This is a genomic window from Flavobacterium lacus (assembly GCF_003268815.1).
GTDB classification, from domain to species: Bacteria; Bacteroidota; Bacteroidia; order Flavobacteriales; family Flavobacteriaceae; genus Flavobacterium; species Flavobacterium lacus.
In genome coordinates, this window is sequence record NZ_QLSV01000005.1 from 78,598 (window position 1) to 95,764 (window position 17,167).

At 33.3% G+C, this 17,167-nt stretch carries 16 protein-coding genes; 10 read left to right on the top strand and 6 right to left on the bottom strand.

What is annotated here, in order from left to right:
- Positions 1 to 121 precede the first annotated feature (121 nt).
- The 4 genes from B0I10_RS06305 to B0I10_RS06320 all read right to left on the bottom strand — a co-directional run bounded on the left by B0I10_RS06305 (position 122) and on the right by B0I10_RS06320 (position 6,076).
- Complete coding sequence (locus tag B0I10_RS06305) at positions 122 to 931, bottom strand: endo alpha-1,4 polygalactosaminidase (protein WP_112085660.1); 810 nt, start codon at positions 929 to 931, stop codon at positions 122 to 124.
- On the bottom strand, positions 918 to 2,531 hold the full coding sequence (locus tag B0I10_RS06310) for a hypothetical protein (RefSeq protein WP_112085661.1): 1,614 nt from the start codon (positions 2,529 to 2,531) through the stop codon (positions 918 to 920). The genes B0I10_RS06305 and B0I10_RS06310 overlap by 14 nt, the downstream gene beginning before the upstream one ends.
- Positions 2,532 to 2,603: 72 nt before the next feature.
- The gene (gene pelF / locus B0I10_RS06315) at positions 2,604 to 4,154 is read right to left on the bottom strand and encodes a GT4 family glycosyltransferase PelF (RefSeq protein ID WP_112085662.1); all 1,551 of its coding nucleotides are present in this window, start codon (positions 4,152 to 4,154) and stop codon (positions 2,604 to 2,606) included.
- Between the two features lie 383 nt (positions 4,155 to 4,537).
- A complete protein-coding gene (locus B0I10_RS06320; RefSeq protein WP_112085663.1) occupies positions 4,538 to 6,076 on the bottom strand; it encodes a DEAD/DEAH box helicase in 1,539 nt (512 codons plus the stop codon).
- Between the two features lie 209 nt (positions 6,077 to 6,285).
- On the opposite strand from B0I10_RS06320, the gene nhaA reads away from it, so the two are divergent.
- The 3 genes from nhaA to B0I10_RS06335 are packed head-to-tail and all read left to right on the top strand — an operon-like array spanning position 6,286 to position 8,538.
- The gene (gene nhaA / locus B0I10_RS06325; protein ID WP_112085664.1) at positions 6,286 to 7,647 is read left to right on the top strand and encodes a Na+/H+ antiporter NhaA; all 1,362 of its coding nucleotides are present in this window, start codon (positions 6,286 to 6,288) and stop codon (positions 7,645 to 7,647) included.
- Positions 7,648 to 7,649: 2 nt separating this feature from the next.
- Complete coding sequence (locus B0I10_RS06330; protein WP_112085665.1) at positions 7,650 to 8,261, top strand: YqaA family protein; 612 nt, start codon at positions 7,650 to 7,652, stop codon at positions 8,259 to 8,261.
- Position 8,262: 1 nt separating this feature from the next.
- The gene (locus B0I10_RS06335; protein WP_112085828.1) at positions 8,263 to 8,538 is read left to right on the top strand and encodes a DUF3817 domain-containing protein; all 276 of its coding nucleotides are present in this window, start codon (positions 8,263 to 8,265) and stop codon (positions 8,536 to 8,538) included.
- Positions 8,539 to 8,542: 4 nt separating this feature from the next.
- On the opposite strand, the gene B0I10_RS06340 is transcribed toward B0I10_RS06335, so the two are convergent.
- Complete coding sequence (locus B0I10_RS06340) at positions 8,543 to 8,932, bottom strand: acyl-CoA thioesterase (RefSeq protein ID WP_112085666.1); 390 nt, start codon at positions 8,930 to 8,932, stop codon at positions 8,543 to 8,545.
- Between the two features lie 268 nt (positions 8,933 to 9,200).
- Between B0I10_RS06340 and B0I10_RS06345 the strand changes: the two genes are divergently transcribed.
- Both B0I10_RS06345 and B0I10_RS06350 read left to right on the top strand, forming a co-directional pair.
- A complete protein-coding gene (locus B0I10_RS06345) occupies positions 9,201 to 10,502 on the top strand; it encodes an OmpA family protein (protein WP_112085667.1) in 1,302 nt (433 codons plus the stop codon).
- 79 nt (positions 10,503 to 10,581) lie between these two features.
- Positions 10,582 to 10,986, top strand: coding sequence for a glyoxalase (locus B0I10_RS06350; RefSeq protein WP_112085668.1), 405 nt, complete (start codon positions 10,582 to 10,584; stop codon positions 10,984 to 10,986).
- Here the strand turns inward: B0I10_RS06350 and B0I10_RS06355 are convergent.
- Positions 10,983 to 11,753 (bottom strand): META domain-containing protein, encoded by a 771-nt coding sequence (locus tag B0I10_RS06355; RefSeq protein WP_112085669.1) that lies wholly within the window; start codon positions 11,751 to 11,753, stop codon positions 10,983 to 10,985. The two genes, B0I10_RS06350 and B0I10_RS06355, sit on opposite strands and share 4 nt — an antisense overlap.
- Before the next feature lie 305 nt (positions 11,754 to 12,058).
- On the opposite strand from B0I10_RS06355, the gene B0I10_RS06360 reads away from it, so the two are divergent.
- The 5 genes from B0I10_RS06360 to B0I10_RS06380 all read left to right on the top strand — a co-directional run bounded on the left by B0I10_RS06360 (position 12,059) and on the right by B0I10_RS06380 (position 17,166).
- Positions 12,059 to 12,772, top strand: coding sequence for an alpha/beta hydrolase-fold protein (locus B0I10_RS06360; protein ID WP_112085670.1), 714 nt, complete (start codon positions 12,059 to 12,061; stop codon positions 12,770 to 12,772).
- A 19-nt stretch (positions 12,773 to 12,791) separates the two neighbouring features.
- Positions 12,792 to 13,748, top strand: a complete 957-nt coding sequence (locus tag B0I10_RS06365) for an ATP-grasp domain-containing protein (protein ID WP_112085671.1) — start codon at positions 12,792 to 12,794, stop codon at positions 13,746 to 13,748.
- Between the two features lie 30 nt (positions 13,749 to 13,778).
- Entirely contained in the window at positions 13,779 to 14,894 is a 1,116-nt protein-coding gene (locus B0I10_RS06370; protein WP_112085672.1) for a carboxylate-amine ligase, read from the top strand.
- 180 nt (positions 14,895 to 15,074) lie between these two features.
- Positions 15,075 to 15,902 (top strand): type 1 glutamine amidotransferase, encoded by an 828-nt coding sequence (locus B0I10_RS06375; protein ID WP_112085673.1) that lies wholly within the window; start codon positions 15,075 to 15,077, stop codon positions 15,900 to 15,902.
- 73 nt (positions 15,903 to 15,975) lie between these two features.
- Positions 15,976 to 17,166 carry a hypothetical protein gene (locus B0I10_RS06380; RefSeq protein ID WP_112085674.1) on the top strand — a complete coding sequence of 397 codons (1,191 nt, stop codon included), beginning with the start codon at positions 15,976 to 15,978 and terminating at the stop codon, positions 17,164 to 17,166.
- Position 17,167: the final 1 nt, after the last annotated feature.

Below are 17,167 nucleotides of genomic sequence, written 5' to 3' on the forward strand. Positions count from 1 at the left end.
AATTGCAATAAGTTATGACTGTATTCACGCTTAACCAACTTGTTGTTGCAGTAGTATAAAAACATAAGCAAGAAAACGAGCCGAATGAATCCTATTAATATGGAGCTGGAAAGTATCATGTTTATTTTGAGAAATCGGGAATAGCTTGTAAATCTATTTTACCGATAAAATACTCGAAGTTGGTTGAAGATAATCGTTTAATGATCTGATCATAAAGCAGCTTGTTGTCTGCATACTCTATAAGTAAAACAGGTATTTTATAGGTAGTGCTTAATTTTTTAATATTCTTTAATCGTTCCAAAAAATCACTGTTTTCGCGAAGTTTGTACAAGTTATCGATGAAGCTGAAATCTGTTGCTACCGATTCAAACAAGATGGAATCTATAAAGTTCTTGGTATCAGGAATTAATTCTAAGCCTGAATTTTGAACCAAAGTATGATTAGGATATGTTTTTTTTATTCTCTTGATTAATTCAATCAAATCATTTCGTTGTGAAAATTGAGGTCCGAAAGAGGAAAAATTATCTATATTGTCTAGAAATAATCCATCAAATCCTTTGTCTAACACTTTTTTTATTAATGACATTAAAACAACGGGTGTTGATTTGTCTTTTAAGTTTAAATAATAACTATTCCAATTATTGTTTTTTCCTAATGTTCTGTTTTTTAGTAAATTATAATGGATTGCATTACTATTTACTTCACCTAAACTAATGTAGGCTAAAACATTCTTATTATTCTTTTTAAGTAAGGATATTTCTTCTTTCTTAAAGTTTTTTTCTTCTAATATGACGTAATTATAGCCTTTAATTTTAACGGGGTCTAATTTGCCATAGCACACCAATACAGTGCTCTTGTTTACAGAATTACTGAAAACAGGTGCAGAAAGTAGCGACGGCAAAAGCCATAAAAACAAATTAAAACGACGCATAATAATGATAATCTAATTTTTTAAAAAAACGAAAAATGTGTTTTAATGTGTAGAACATAAAAAATAGTGCTCCCGCCAACATGCCCACTACGCTGTATTCAAAACTCACAAACCGACTGAGAATAAAACCAATGGTAAGGTTAATAACCATTGCATAAATAATACCTTTAAGTGGTTGTTCTGTTTGACCTAAAGTAAACAAATATAATGTATTGAGCATTCCCCAAGCTAAAAAGAAGTAACCTATACCTCCAAAAATAGTGACTTTTACACTTAAATCTTCTAGTTCCTCATGAAACTGTCCTTTGTATCCCCAAGAAGCGAACATCAATTGGTAGATAATTACAAAAATAACCGCTGCTGTTATGAGTAGAATAAGTATATTTTGCCAATATATTTTATGTAATTCTTTATTAAAAAGTTTAGAATTTTCAAATTGAACTAACTTTTGGGTGATATCTAAAAAGCGAGTGAATGAAGCAATACTAAATTCTAACACACCGGAAAGCAATAAAAAAACCAAAATTGCCATATCCATGCCAAGTTCATAATCTTTTTCAAAATATACCATAAATGGAAGTTGACCTTCTGCCGTAGTGGACCATGCCAAGATTCTATCGATAAATATAAAAAGGTAAATGCAAATTCCGTATAAAAAATACCGGTGATTTTGATAAATAAACACGGATGTTTTGATATTTAATTCAGCTTTTGGCGGATGTTTTTTTAATAAATTTCTAAAGAAAAAATACAAATACGTTTTGGCAGAAATGATAGCAACACTAATTCCAAACCAATGCGTGTAATAAATCGAAAGCGACGAATATTTGTTTAACAGCACGGTTACCATTGTCCCTAAAATAACAGCAATAGTTATCATCCATCGTTGTCTGATTGTGTGTAATGGTGCTAAAACTAAAAGCAAAAGACCAATTAAAAAAGCATAAGCAAATATGATAAAAAATACTTTGTAGGGGTAAATATGAATGAAGGAATTAACAAAAAGTATTACTGCAAAAACTATAAACAGTGTTTTGATTCCTAATTTTAAGAGGTAATCAATTGTTTTTTTAGTCATCGAATAGTCAAGGTAGTTCCAATAAAATGACGCTTGTCTACCAATAACTTGAACAAAACCGCCAGTGGAAACAATCCCAATAATTACACCCAATACAACTGCTGTGGATTGCAAGTGATTAAAATTTACATGTGTCCACAACGAATAACCAAAAACAACGATAGCTGCAATTTGAAGGAAAACCGGAAGAAGATGAAAAATACCCAAAGGATAATACTGTGCAAAGATTTTTGCTTTTACGACCATGTAGTCAGAAAGCTGAATTGTCTCAGGATTAGTCTCCAAGTATTCGCGTTGTTTGACATTCAAACTTTCTTTATGTTCCAAAGACGTTGTTAGTTGTCTGTAAACATAATTTGCTAAATCTTGAATGTCTGAAACACCATAATCAGTTTCTGTATCAATATCTCTAATACCAAAAGATTCTATAGTAGCGGCTACAACTCTGCTGCTAACCGGTTTGCCTATTTTATCTTTTACATTATTGATTAATACTTTTATATTTTCACTATGCTTTTCCATTTTGCATTAGTAGAACACATACATTCTATTTTTTGGTTAGGTTTGGGTTTTGGCGTAAATTTGGGTGGGTTTTTAGGAGGCTTTTACTGTTTCTATTTCATTGAAAGATTCAATTAGTATTGGCATTTGTACTTCTTTAACTTCACGAGTAATGACTCTTTCATAGACTTCTTCATACGCGTTGATAAATTTTCCAATGGTAAAATTGTCTATTACTTTTTTTCTGGCATTAATGCCCATTTGCTCTCTTAATGCTTGGTTTTTAAGAAGCTCCACTACCCTATTTCCGATATCTTCGGCATCTTTTGGTTTACAAATGTAACCGCAAGAGTTATCTAAAGCTTCTGTCACTCCTCCAACATCCGTTGCAATAACAGGAATTCCACAACTCATTGATTCTAATACTGTATAAGGAAAACCTTCAGATATAGAGGTTAGTATTGATATATCTCCTTCACAAAACAATTCACTTGGATTTTCATGATAACCAGCTAATTTGAAGTTATCTCTCAAATCTAATTCTTCGATCAAACGTTCACATTCTGCAGTATATTCAGGAACAGCATTGTTGTCTCCATAAACCAGATATTGAATATTCGGAATTTGGCGTTTGGCTACTTCGCACGATTTTATCATCGTAACTATATCTTTCAAATCAAAAATACGAGCAGCAGCCACCACTGTTGGAATATCTTTTAAATGTTCCGGTTTTGGTGCTGGTTTAAATAGGTTGTGATCTATTCCGTTATATATAATTTCAATTTTTTCAGGGTCGGCTCCATATAATTTTTCCCACTTAATATTGAATTTATTAACAGACAAGATTCTGTCCGCTTTGTAATAAACCAATTCAGTAACACATTCAGAAAATTTAATTAACATCTTTTTGAGGAAAAACGAATATTCTGATGAATTGATTGCCAACAAACGCTCACGAATAAAAACACCATGCTCGGTTACAATCATTGGCGTTCCATATTTATATTTTAAAACCAAAGCAGGAATGACTGGGAAACCTGACAATGTTAGATGAGAAACGTCAACTCTTGGCACATCAACAGATAATGGAATCAGAAAACGGTAAATCCATCGCATACCTGAAGTTAAATCATACAAAAATACTTTTTCATTTTCTTGCTCTGAATTCAAATCAGAAACCATGTAACAAAATGTCCGCCAAACAGGCTCGCTTTTCATCGTTTTTTTGTAATCGTGCTTTTGAAAATAACGCCACATTTTTTGGATGGTTCCGTCAAAAGCCCGAACATCTCTATTATCGGAGAAAATATGTCTGAGTAAATCTTGAAAAATAGGAATAAAAACCTGATTGATTTTATCTATATCGTTTTTCTCTTTTTGAGAAATAATTTTATAGTATTTTTTGCCATAATCAATCATCTCTTGTGGTTCCATTGGTGACCATAATGGAACTTGAATAAGGCTTTTAACGTTTTCGCTTAATTTGTATTTAGATTTGGACTCAAATTCAGCGTTAATAGAATAAAGCGTAAAATTTGAATTTTTCACTTCATTACAAAGCATGTGTGCCCAAGTAGAAACGCCACCGCCGTTGAAAGGATAAGTCCCTTCTAAAATCAACATTACATCGTGCTTTTTGTTCATAACATTTAGATAATAAGATTCCTCTCGTCAATGAATCTGCCTTTGCAGAACCAGACAATTTGGTGCACTTTAACAATCTTAGGGTGGTTCTGTGGTATTTTTTGGAATGCCGGCTTTTGGAGACGACTTCAAAAAAGTTTTTTAACTTTTTGTAAAGTATATTAACAAATAATTAATAGACTTTACGTGGTTAAAATACTATTCAAAGGTAGAATTAAATCTAAATAGCACAAAATAAATACGTTGAAATCTGTTGAAAACACTGATTTTGTCGACGAAATGCATAGTGCTCTAGATGAGTAACTTATATTGCCGATTAACGGCAAAATAAATTTACTTCTAAATAAAATTAAGAAAGAATTTAACAAGTAAAAAAGTAAGAATTATTCTTCAGAAAAGAGTTTTTCTCTAAATTTTCGACCAATTGCAACTGAAAGTCGTGTTTTGTAATCTTCAATTAACCATTCTTTATAGTTTTTTGTAGAGTGGCTCAAACAATTGGCAAAATGTCTTACTCTACTTTCAATATCATCGGCTAATTCTTTGGCTAAAAGCTTAGCTTCAACCAACGTTTCTGTATTATCAACACACATGGAAGCATGGTGGTTAATTGATTTTTCAACCACTACTTTTGGACGTAAATTATTAGCCAAAGCAATTCGATATTCTGACTCTACATCAAAGTCAATATCCGCCGTTTTGCTAAATTTAGCTCTGAGCTCAGCCGGCATATTATAAAAGAAATTTAATTCAATTTCTGCATCACCTTTTAGATTGTGAATGTATTGTTCCGGGTATTTAAAAATATGCTGCCAATCCAGTTTATCAGTCCATAGTCCAAATCGGGCAGCATTGTTTCCCAAATCGATGATTGTAAAATCATCTTTATTGGGCAGTTTTCGCGAACCTCGACCGATCATCTGAAAATACAATGTGAGCGATTTTGTAGCACGATTAAGAATAATTGATTCAACGGTAGGTTCATCAAAACCTGTCGTTAGAATTCCAACGGAGGTTAAAATTGCATTGGGTGTTTCTTTAAACCATTTTAAAATATCTTTTCGTTCCTCGTTTGAATTCGTATTATCCAAATGTTTGATGTTCTTGAATCCTGCTTCTTTAAAAACATCTAAAACACCCAATGAAGTGATAATTCCATTATTAAAAATTAGCGTTTTTTTACCAAGACAATGAGCGGTGTAGGCATGAATCAATTTCTCCTGCATCGCCATATTGGTATAGAGTTCGTCTGATGATTTTACCGTATAATCACCATTTATACCGATCTTTAGTGAAGTTAAACCAACGTCATAACTATAGGTTGTTGCTTTGGCTAGGTAACCCTTGTCAATTAATGAACCAATACTATTTCCAACAATAAGTTCCTGATAATTTTCATTCATCGGAAGCTTAATATTTGAACTTAAGGGCGTGGCCGTCACACCAAGAAAAAACGTATTTTTAAATGCGTGAAATAGTTTTCGAAAGGAATTAAAATGAGCTTCATCGATAATTAATAACCCAACATTATCAATAAGTAATTTTTCATCATTCAAACGATTCTTGAGTGTTTCAACCATCGCTACAAAACACGAGTATTCACTTTGATCGGGTAATTCTTTAACAATACTGTTGATGATTTTATTTTTGACATCAAAGCCTTTCAGCATTTTAGAGGTTTGTTTGCACAATTCAATTCGATGCGTTAAAACCACAACTTTTTTATCATATTTTTCAAGATAGCGTCTGGTTATTTCAGAAAATATAACGGTTTTTCCTCCTCCTGTGGGCAATTGATAAAGCAAATGATAGTTGTGAGGAGCAGTTTCAATTTTATCAAAAATCAAATCTATATCACCTAATTGATAGCTATAAAGCTTTTTTTTCTCCTCAATTTCAAGTAGTATATCTTTTTTTGACATTTCTAAAATTTAAATAATCAATTTTTGCAAAAATAAGCAGATAAAGTCCCACTATTCCATTTAAGGCAGATTAATTTTAAAAAACTTAATAAATTAAAGTCTAAAGGTTAAATTTTACACAAAATTAAGTAATAATAATTGTCAGGAGATTCCAATTCAATGAATATTCTTAATTTTACACTCCTTTTCAGAAAGCCTTTAGAAAGAATATGAAGTATAAAATAAAAATCACTCCTATTGATAGATGGGTTATTGATCCGGTAAATCGTTTTATTGGAAAATCAACTACAGGAGGAATAGTTTTATTTCTGTCCGCCGTTATTGCTTTAATATTAGCAAATTCTCCATGGAAAGATGCTTATCACAACATTTGGGAACATAAAATAAGTTTTGGTATTGATAGTAATTTTATGTTAGACAAAACACTACACCATTGGATAAATGACGGATTGATGGCTGTTTTTTTCTTTGTAGTGGGTTTGGAATTGAAACGTGAAATTATTGGTGGTGAATTATCTAATCCCAGGAAAGCTATATTACCAATAGTCGCTGGCTTTGGTGGTATGTTTTTTCCTGCCGTCATTTACCTATTATTTAATCCAACCGGTGAAGCTCACAGTGGCTGGGGAATTCCCATGGCAACTGATATTGCTTTTGCTTTGGGTGTTTTATTTTTATTAGGCAAAAGAGTTCCGGTCTCGTTGAAAGTCTTTTTAACGGTGTTAGCCATAGCTGATGATTTAGGAGCAGTTCTTGTAATTGCGTTTTTTTACACATCTGACATTTCATTCTCAAGTTTGATCGTAGGTTCAGTTTTTATGCTTTTGCTTATCGCCTCAAATTTATTAGGAGTTCGAAATACATTTTACTATGGTATCTTGGGTGTTGCTGGAGTTTGGCTGGCGTTTTTGATGTCTGGAGTACATGCTACAATTGCGGGAGTTCTCGCTGCATTTACTATACCGGCAAACGTTAAAGTAGATGAAATTGGATTTATAGCAAAAATGAAAGATTATTTAAATAAGTTCAAGCATGCGGATCCAAATGGAGTTCCAACTGTTACACCGGAACAACTGCATATTTTAGAAGACATGCGAACATTATCTAAACAAGCAATGACTCCGCTACAACGTTTAGAACACGGAATGCACCCTTTTGTTACCTACGTAGTTATGCCTATTTTTGCCTTAGCAAATGCTGGAGTCACGATTACCTCCGATTCTACAAGTTCAGGAATGAGTTTTGTAGCATTAGGTGTGATTTTTGGTTTATTAGTTGGTAAATTTATTGGTATTGTAGGGGTTTCATCTCTATTAATTAAGTTAAACATCGCTCCACTTCCTGAAGGAATGACTATCAAACATTTAATTGGTGTTGGTTTTTTAGCCTCCATTGGATTTACTATGTCATTGTTTATAGCCAATTTGGCATTTAAAAACCAAATGTTAATTCAACAAGCAAAAATGGGAATTTTAATAGCGTCATTAATTGGCGGTTTATTAGGATTTTTCTTTTTGTATTTCAGCACAAAAAAATCTGCAGTAAAAATCACAGAAGCAAATATACATTAACCATGCAACGCGAGAAAATTAAAAAAAACAGATGGAAGCAACTTCACATGTATTATACCTATACCGGTTTTTACAAATTTATTCGTGATGGATTAAAAAGTGCTTTTCTGCCTACTGCTCTAATTGTTGGGGCATTATTCTATGTGCATTATTATGTAATAAATATCAACGATGCTCTAACATTGTTGACACAACGCTATAGTGATTTAACAATCTTCTCTGTATTTTTTGCTTCAGAATCAATTCTGGGTTTACTTCCACCGGACATTTGGATTGCTTGGACAAAAAATACCGACTACCCTATTCTTTACCTAGCTCTTTTAGCAATTTTGTCCTATTTAGGTGGTGTTGTATCCTATTTATTGGGTAAAGCAATGTTAATAATTCCTGCAGTTAATAATTTTATGTTTAATAAAATGAGTAAACACATTGCCAACATGCGAAAATGGGGAGGTTTGTTAATTGCCGTTGGTGCTCTTTTGCCACTTCCTTTTGCAATGGCTGCCATGGCGGCAGGGATGATAAAATTTAATTTTAAGAATTTCTTGTTGTTTGCACTTTTAAGATTGATGCGTTTTGTTGTTTATGGATTTGCAATTTATCAAATGTTATAATATGCTAGAATTCTTTAAAAAAATAGCCCTTTTAGAAGGTATCTCGCTTTTGGCACTTTTGTTTTTTGCTATGCCAATGAAGTACATTTTTGACCAAGAAATTTATGTAAAAACCATCGGAATGGCACATGGCATATTATTTATAGCATACATAGTGCTGGCCATATTACTAAAATTTTCTTTAAATTGGAGTTACAAATTATTTACAATAATTAGTATTGCTTCCATTATTCCATTTGGTACATTTTATGTAGAACGAAAATACTTGGTCAGATAATTCACTATCTTTCAAGTCGATCTTTAATATATTCAATTTGTGTTTTGCCATGTGCTAGTGGTTTTCCGTCTTCACTCAGGTTGACCATCGTTATCGTGTCAACAGAAATAATAGTCTCTCGTGTCATTATATTTCGCACTTCACACGACAGTGTTATTGATGTATTTCCAAATTTTACTACATCGATACCGATTTCTACAATATCACCAGGCTTTGCTGAACTTTTAAAGTTTATTTCAGACATGTGTTTAGTAACAACTTTAGCGTTTTCCAGCTGAATGATTGAATATAAAGCTACTTCTTCATCAATCCAAGCTAATAGCCTACCGCCAAATAAGGTTCCATTTGGATTCAAATCTTCGGGTTTTACCCATTTTCTAGTGTGAAATCTCATAAAATATGAACAATAATTAATTACAAATTTAAGATTAATTGAAACATCAATCTCAATTTTAATTTACATTTAGCGAAAAGGTTTTCGTAATTTAATTATTTCATTTAGACCTTGCTACACCTTAAAATAGAATAGCTTTTATAGCTAACTTCTTTGATATTAAGATATTATTTTTTACATTTTTTAACAAAAAAGTTGACTTTATCAACTTTTAGTCTATCTTTGCAACCGATGAAAAAATTGAATTTTCAATAAAATTAAAACCAAAATGAAGAAAAACCTACTTATTTTTTCCCTTTCAATCTTTACATGTGCAATTACTTTTGCGCAAGATTCTACAGAAGTTTCAAAAGTTGACGAATACAATAAATGGTCTATTGAACTAGGAGCTGGTCAAAGTAAAGGTATCAAACCTTACTCTCCGGGATACTATGCAAGTAATCCTGACAAAGTATTAGGAAGTTTTACTTTCAATCACTTTAATTTAGGAGTACGCTATATGTTTAGCCCAAAATTTGGTTTAAAATTAGATGGTGCTTTTGACAACTTACAAAATTTAAGTGATGAAAGCTTAGAATTTGAAATGCGTCAAATTAGAATTGGACTTCAAGGTGTTATTAATGCCGCTCGCTTGTTTGATATTCAAGAAAGTTTAGGTCGATTTGGCATGTTGTTTCATGGTGGTGTTCAAGTTGCTCAAATGACTCCTCAAATGGGAATCAATGAGGGTCGTAACGAGTGGAACGGTGGAATCATGGTTGGTTTTACACCAGAATTTAGAGTTACTAAAAATTTAGCTTTAACAGCTGATTTTACGTTAATATCAAATGTTAGACAACACTTTAATTGGGATGGTTCTTACTCAGATGGAAATAACAACCTAGCCGGAAGTATGTATACAACTTCGTTAGGTCTTTCTTATTCATTTGGGTCACACAAAATTCATGGCGATTTTGCAACCATCACAACCAAACAACAAGAGGAGATTAATGCTCTTGAAAAACGCGTAGGTCAAATTGAAAATGACATGAGCGATAGTGATCAAGACGGTGTGCCGGATTATTTGGATGCTGAACCAAACTCTATTGCAGGTGTAGCTGTTGATACAAAAGGTAGAATGGTTGACATCAACCAAAATGGTGTTCCGGATGAGTTAGAAAAGTACTTAAATAATACCTATGTAACGAATCAAACGTACAACGCAGACGAAAAAACATCTGAAATGATGAAGAAATTCATTAATGATGGTTATGTTGCTACGTATTTCGACTTTAACAAAAGACAACCAACTAATGTATCTACAGAAGGTATTGATTTTATCAGAACTTATTTGTTGAACAATCCTTCCGCTTCTGTTGATATTATTGGGTTTGCTGATGAAATTGGAAATACACCATACAACAATAAGTTGGCCAATGATAGAGCTACCAACGTAAAAAACATCTTAATGAAAGCAGGAATTACTGCAGAAAGATTAAATGTAATTTCGAAAGGTGAAGACACATCGGTGGATAAAGATTCTGCTGGAGCAAGAAAATTGGTAAGAAGAGTAACTTTCAAAGTGAAATAATTAACAATCGATTCTTAATAACTATAAATCAACCTCTGTTTTACGACAGAGGTTTTTTTATAACTTTCCAATAAAAAACATGACTACAAGAGATCGTTATATTATCGAAAACAGAGGTGAAGCTCTGGGTGTAGTAACCGAACAATCTTCAAGCGAAGAGAAGTTTCAGAACGTAACCCTCCGCCCTATACTCAAACTTCAAAATGATTTGTTTGTTGATGTTTTTAAAAATTATATTTCAAAACATAAGAACGATTTTTATTCGTATTCCAATGAAAAGAAATTACAGTTTATTGACAATTCCATCCAAAAAGACATCAAATTTAGAAACTCTTTAAAAGGAATGGTGATTGGATTATTCACTATTAATGAATACCAAGACTACATCAAAAATTCATCAAAGCTTAATAAAAGAATGATGAACATGTTGATTGAACGATTAAAAAGTAATATTCTGCTTTTTGATACACAGCAAGCCTCTTAATCAATTTTTTTGAAAACAACAATTACACCGTCTGCATTTATTAAATGCAAACGATTATTTTTGATTTTATACCCTGTTGAGCTTTGCAAAGCTTTTAGAAATATATTTTCCATATTTGTCTCACTACATGACATTCTGGTGGAAACAATACTTGAAAATCGTAATAATTCTCTTTCCTGAAAAATTGTTCCGGAAATACGATTACAACCAGCATATCCGGAAAATTTCTTTGCAGAAGAATTAATTTCTAACATTGGAATTTCATTTGAAAAATTAGCTAGCGTAACTTTTTTACCTTCTAATTCTTCCAAAAGCCATACATCAAATAATCGATAATCAGCCATATAATTTCCACATCCGGAATAATTTATCGCTTCTTTTTGATTATCTCTTTTCAAACTAATATCAACCTGATAATCATGTTTTAAGTCAGACATCCCATCAGAACAATTTTGCCTATTAATCGAAACTTCCATTTCACCACCTTCTGTTTTTACTCGATATAATTTCACATTTGTATCCGAGGAGCCAATAGGTTCTTTGTGTGGTGATATATATTCATTTTCAGCTTCTATTCCTTGAAAACGAATCTTTTCTTCAGAAATTTCTAAACTCCAAAACGGTTCTGTGCCTATGGCTTTAAAATAACCTTCTGCTTTTGATTTCAACAAAGGGGCTTCAGGAATAAGACTTTTATTTTCAATAGTTGTGGTGGTGGAACATCCCGCAAAAAAAATAATTACAGTTATAAATAGTATATTTTTCATTACAAATGACTTTAATTTTAACTATAAATTTACGCTTTTTAACTAAGAATTTTAATTTTTTTGATTGAAATCTAACCCCATACCAACTGATTCTGTATGCTTTTAAATACAATACACCATAATCCTATACATAAAGTTGACATTTTTTTTGCAAATACTTAAATCGAACCCTCAAAATCAAGTCTTTTTTTGAGCTTTTTACACCCTTTTTAAATTGTTAAAGACTATATCATAAAAATAATCAAAACAGATTTTTTTGTCTTTACTTCTAATATTTTTTCATTATTATTGTTAAAACGAATGATATGAGAGAAGAATATTTCAAATGGCACTCCCCTAACTTGGGCAGAGAAATTCAAATGTTGGTTTTTGGTCATGCCGGATATCCTGTTATATTGTTTCCAACTTCTATGGGAAGTTATCACGAAAATAGAGACCAAGGCCTCATTGCTTCCGCTAAATGGTACATCGAACAAGGATTAATTCAAATTTTTTGTCCGGAAAGTATTGACAAAGACAGCTTCTACAATAAAAAAATTCATCCTACTCATCGTATTCAAAACCATGTTTGGTATGATAAAATGATTTGCCATGAAATTGTGGAAAAAGTAAAAAATAATACCTATGCGGGAAAAGTGGCCGTGGCTGGTTGCAGTTTTGGTGGTTACCATGCTGCCAATTTTGCCTTTCGTCATCCCGGCTATGTTAGTCACATTTTTTCAATGGGCGGAGCATTTAATATCAAAAATTTTATGGATGGTCATCATGATGACAATGTCTTTTATAACAGTCCGGAAGACTATTTACACGGACTAAACGATCGCGAGTTGTGGAACATGGACATTGTTTTAGGAACTTCTAATTGGGATATTTGTTTTGATGCTAATTTAAAACTCAGCCGTGTCCTTGCCCATCGCGATGTGTCGCATTGGTTAGATGTTCGTCAAGATCGTGAACACGATTGGCCGGTGTGGAAAGAAATGTTTCCGCACTATTTATCAAGAATTAAATTTTTTTAAACAACATAACGTACTTACTATGAAAAAGATTGGAATTTTATTTGGAATGGAAGATACCTTCCCACAAGCATTTATAGACCGTGTAAATTCTAAAAACGAAAAAGGAATTGTAGCCGAAGCCGTTTCTATCGACCAGGTCGTGCAAAACAAAGCCTCAGGATATGCGGTAATTATTGACCGAATTTCGCAAGACGTACCATTTTATAGAGCTTATTTAAAAAATGCCGCGTTAACCGGTACTGCCGTTATCAATAATCCATTTTGGTGGAGTGCCGATGATAAGTTTTTCAATAACTGTCTAGCAGATGTCTTAGGTGTTCCGTTGCCAAATACCGTAATTTTGCCTTCTGCCGAACACCCAACCGATACAACGAGCAAATCATTCAGAAATTTAGCCTATCCAATGAATTGGGAAGCTATTTTTGATTATGTAAAGTTTCCTGCCTATATGAAACCCTATGCCGGTGGCGGATGGAAAAATGTGTACCGACTAGAAAACCGTGATGAATTCTGGGAAGTTCATCGTGAAACCGGACAATTAGTTATGCTCTTGCAAGAAGAAATTGTGTTTGATCAATATTTTCGTGTCTATTGTTTAGGGGGAAAAGCGGTTAAAATTATGCCTTATGAACCTCGTAATCCGCATCATTTGCGTTATGTGGTGGATGGACCACCGGCAGACAAAAAATTATTGGCTACTGTAAAAGATTATACGCTTCGACTTTGCAAAGGATTAGGGTATGATTTTAATACGGTTGAATTTGCCGTGCGAGATGGGATTCCGTATGCCATCGATTTTGGAAATCCAGCTCCGGATGCTGAATTGACTTCCGTAGGAAAAGAGAATTTTGAATGGGTGGTCGAAGAAGCCGCAAAGATGGCCATTGAATACGCTAAAAAACACAAAGAAGGTCAAATGAACCTAACTTGGGGAACTTTTATGAAAGGTTCTGTAAACGACGCCAAACGATTTTAATAATTTTCAATTAACTAATTGAATAACCGAATGATTATAAAGAAAGAATTACCCGTTTTCACACTCGGTGTAGAGGAAGAATACTTGATTATTGATCCCGTAACAAGAGACTTGCGTTCGCACATGTCAAAAATTGTTGATGGTGCCAAAATCATTCTTCAAGAGCAAGTAAAAGCCGAAATGCACCAATCCGTTGTAGAAGTTGGTACAAACATTTGTAAAAATGTAAAAGAAGCCCGCGAGGAAATTACTTTCTTACGCAAAAAAATAGTTGAATTAGCTGCCAATCAAGGTTTGGTTGTGGGGGCTGCCGGAACGCATCCATTTTCTAAATGGCAAGATCAACCCATCACTGATGATCCTCGTTACCACATGATTGTGAACGAATTACAAGATGCTGCTCGTTCCAATTTGATATTCGGAATGCATTGCCACGTGGGTATCGAAAGCCGTGAGGTTGGCTTACAATTAATCAACCAAGCGTGTTATTTTTTACCGCATATTTTTTCGCTTTCCACCAATTCACCTTTCTGGGAAGGAAGAAATACAGGATACAAATCGTTTAGAACCAAGGTTTTTGATAAATTTCCCCGTACCGGTTTACCGGAATATTTTGATTCGGTTCAGTCCTATGATAACTTCTTAGAAACATTAGTCAAAACGAATTGTATCGATAATCCGAAAAAAATTTGGTGGGATTTACGTTTGCATCCATTTTACAACACAATTGAATTCCGTATTTGTGATATGAGTTTAACGGTGGATGAAACGATTTGTATTGTCGCCATTATCCAAGCTATTGTTGCAAAGTTGTATAAACTAAACATGTCCAACACCAGTTTTAATGTGTACCGATTGGCGTTGATTAAAGAAAATAAATTCCGAGCCGCTCGTTATGGTGTGCAAGGAAATATGATTGATTTTGGTTTGCAAAAAGAAGTGCCTACCAAAGATTTAATTCTCGAACTACTTGAATTTATTGATGATGTAGTGGATGAATTAGGAAGCCGTGACGAAATTAATTACGTGCATACCATCCTTCGCGAAGGAACCGGAGCCGCTAAACAATTAGCCGTTTTTGAACAAACACAGGATTTAACCAAAGTAGTGGATTTCATCACCAGCGAGTTTACGAAAGGAATTTAACAACACTTTTGTCATTCTGAAAGCTGGCGAAGTCGAAAGACGACACGAGCGAAAGCGAACTGGCAAAGCAATCTCTTGCAAAGCAAGAAAATGTGTTAATATGTTTGTTACAAACCAAAAAGTTGCAAATAACCTATTCTTTTTAAATAAGTTATCTTTGCATCATAAAATAGTTACCAAATGAACACACAAATCAAAATAGCGGTTTTAGATATGTATGACGGCGAACCTAACCAAGGTATGCGATGTATCATCGATATCATTAACCGATTCAATCAAATGATTTCATTTCAAATCTTTGATGTGCGGGGAAAAAATGAACTTCCGGAGCTCAGTAGATTTGATATTTATATTTCAACCGGTGGTCCGGGCAATCCTTTGGAAGGTGATGGTGTATGGGATGTAAACTATTATAATTTAATCGATTCGATTTGGAAATGGAATAAGGAAAACGAAATGAAAAAACATGTGTTGTTCATTTGTCATTCCTTTCAGATGGCTTGCAAACACTTTGGTTTAGCCGAAATTAATAAACGAAAAGATACTTCTTTTGGGGTGATGACAACGCACAAAGTGAATCATGGTTTGACCGATCCGTTGTTTGAAGGCTTAAACAATCCATTCTATTCTATTGATAGTCGCGATTACCAAGTAGTACAACCCCATTTAAAACTTTTCAAGAAAATGGGTGCCGAAATTATCGCCTTAGAAAAAATTAGAGACCATGTTCAATACGAACGAGCTATTATGGGTATTCGATTTTCTAATGAAATCGTCGGATTACAATTTCATCCCGAAGCTGATCCCATCAGTTTTTTAGCTCACATGAAAAACAGAGCTTTTCGCGAAAAAATTATTGCGATGAAAGGTCGGGTTAAATTCTTGAAAATGTTGGAATATTTAGTGGAAGAAGATAAAATTTACTTGACCAATGAAACAATTATTCCAAACTTTCTTCGCATCGCCATCAACGATTTGTTAAAACATAAAAAAATACTCTCTAACTAAGTTTTATAATTTTAAATTTCAATAAAGGCACACTAGTATTTTCTTTTGTGCCTTTTTTAAAAATATTTTTGATATGAATACAGCGTACAGAAAACAATTCAACGAACAATTTACCACCGAAAAATACGATCAATTAATCGATTCGATAACAACTGATTTTAATTATAGACCTACTTTCAGAATTGGTGAAACGCCTTTTTTCATTTCCGATGAACTTAAAAATCAATTGTTAGAAGGCTGTAATGAAGTGATAGCTTTTATTCAACAAGACAACTTTAAAGAATTAACAAACAAAGCATTAGAATTAAACAGAAAAGTTCCAAACGAAGACAATCACACCACTTTTTTAGCCATCGATTTTGGTATTTGTGAAGAAGATGGAAAAGTTATTCCGAAGCTTATTGAAGTACAAGGATTTCCTTCGTTGTTTAATTTTCAGAATCACTTGTCTCAAAAATTTGCTGACCTCTACCCTTTTCTGAATGAATTGACTCCTTATTTAAATGGTTTGGATAACGAATCGTATTTGAAAATAATCGAAGAAGTGATTTGCAACAATTACCCGAAAGAAAATGTAATTCTCCTGGAAATTGAACCTGAAAAGCAAAATACTAAAATTGATTTCTACTATTGCAAACGCGACATCGGAATTCCGGTAGTTTGTGTGACGGAATTAATTCAAAAAGGAAAAAAACTATTTTATACCAATAATAAAGGTGTTGAAATTGAAGTAAAACGAATCTACAACCGTGTCATTTTTGACGAATTGGATTTACGAACCGATTTGCAACTCAACTTTGATTTTTCTGCCGATTTAGAAGTAGAATGGGCCGGCCATCCAAATTGGTTTTTCCGAATCAGTAAATTTATTTTGCCTTATTTAAAAGGAAAATACTTCATCGAAACCACCTTATTAAGCGATTTAAAAGAAATTCCGACCGATTTAGAAAACTATGTGCTTAAACCTTTGTTTTCCTTCTCCGGAAGCGGCGTAATCTTCCACGTCAAAAAAGAAGACATCGAAGCCGTCACAGAAAAAGACTTATACATTCTCCAGAAAAAAGTAAACTATCTTCCCATCATTCAATCACCGGATGGCAAAGTAAAAGCCGAAGTTCGTTTATTAGCCGTTTGGAAAAAAGATGCTCCCTCGCCTACTTTAGTCACCAATTTAGTCCGACTCAGCCGTGGCGAAATGATTGGTGTGAAATTCAATAAAGATAAAGATTGGGTTGGTGGAACGGTTGGGATGTTTGAGAGATAAA

Coding starts and splice junctions, on each gene's coding strand:
- B0I10_RS06330 (WP_112085665.1), top strand. CDS start 7,650: ATGCAACGCGAGAAAATTAAAAAAAACAGATGGAAGCAACTTCACATG.
- B0I10_RS06350 (WP_112085668.1), top strand. CDS start 10,582: ATGACTACAAGAGATCGTTATATTATCGAAAACAGAGGTGAAGCTCTG.
- B0I10_RS06380 (WP_112085674.1), top strand. CDS start 15,976: ATGAATACAGCGTACAGAAAACAATTCAACGAACAATTTACCACCGAA.
- B0I10_RS06365 (WP_112085671.1), top strand. CDS start 12,792: ATGAAAAAGATTGGAATTTTATTTGGAATGGAAGATACCTTCCCACAA.
- B0I10_RS06335 (WP_112085828.1), top strand. CDS start 8,263: ATGCTAGAATTCTTTAAAAAAATAGCCCTTTTAGAAGGTATCTCGCTT.
- pelF (WP_112085662.1), bottom strand. CDS start 4,154: ATGAACAAAAAGCACGATGTAATGTTGATTTTAGAAGGGACTTATCCT.
- B0I10_RS06360 (WP_112085670.1), top strand. CDS start 12,059: ATGAGAGAAGAATATTTCAAATGGCACTCCCCTAACTTGGGCAGAGAA.
- B0I10_RS06320 (WP_112085663.1), bottom strand. CDS start 6,076: ATGTCAAAAAAAGATATACTACTTGAAATTGAGGAGAAAAAAAAGCTT.
- nhaA (WP_112085664.1), top strand. CDS start 6,286: ATGAAGTATAAAATAAAAATCACTCCTATTGATAGATGGGTTATTGAT.
- B0I10_RS06375 (WP_112085673.1), top strand. CDS start 15,075: ATGAACACACAAATCAAAATAGCGGTTTTAGATATGTATGACGGCGAA.
- B0I10_RS06355 (WP_112085669.1), bottom strand. CDS start 11,753: ATGAAAAATATACTATTTATAACTGTAATTATTTTTTTTGCGGGATGT.
- B0I10_RS06370 (WP_112085672.1), top strand. CDS start 13,779: ATGATTATAAAGAAAGAATTACCCGTTTTCACACTCGGTGTAGAGGAA.
- B0I10_RS06305 (WP_112085660.1), bottom strand. CDS start 931: ATGCGTCGTTTTAATTTGTTTTTATGGCTTTTGCCGTCGCTACTTTCT.
- B0I10_RS06340 (WP_112085666.1), bottom strand. CDS start 8,932: ATGAGATTTCACACTAGAAAATGGGTAAAACCCGAAGATTTGAATCCA.
- B0I10_RS06310 (WP_112085661.1), bottom strand. CDS start 2,531: ATGGAAAAGCATAGTGAAAATATAAAAGTATTAATCAATAATGTAAAA.
- B0I10_RS06345 (WP_112085667.1), top strand. CDS start 9,201: ATGAAGAAAAACCTACTTATTTTTTCCCTTTCAATCTTTACATGTGCA.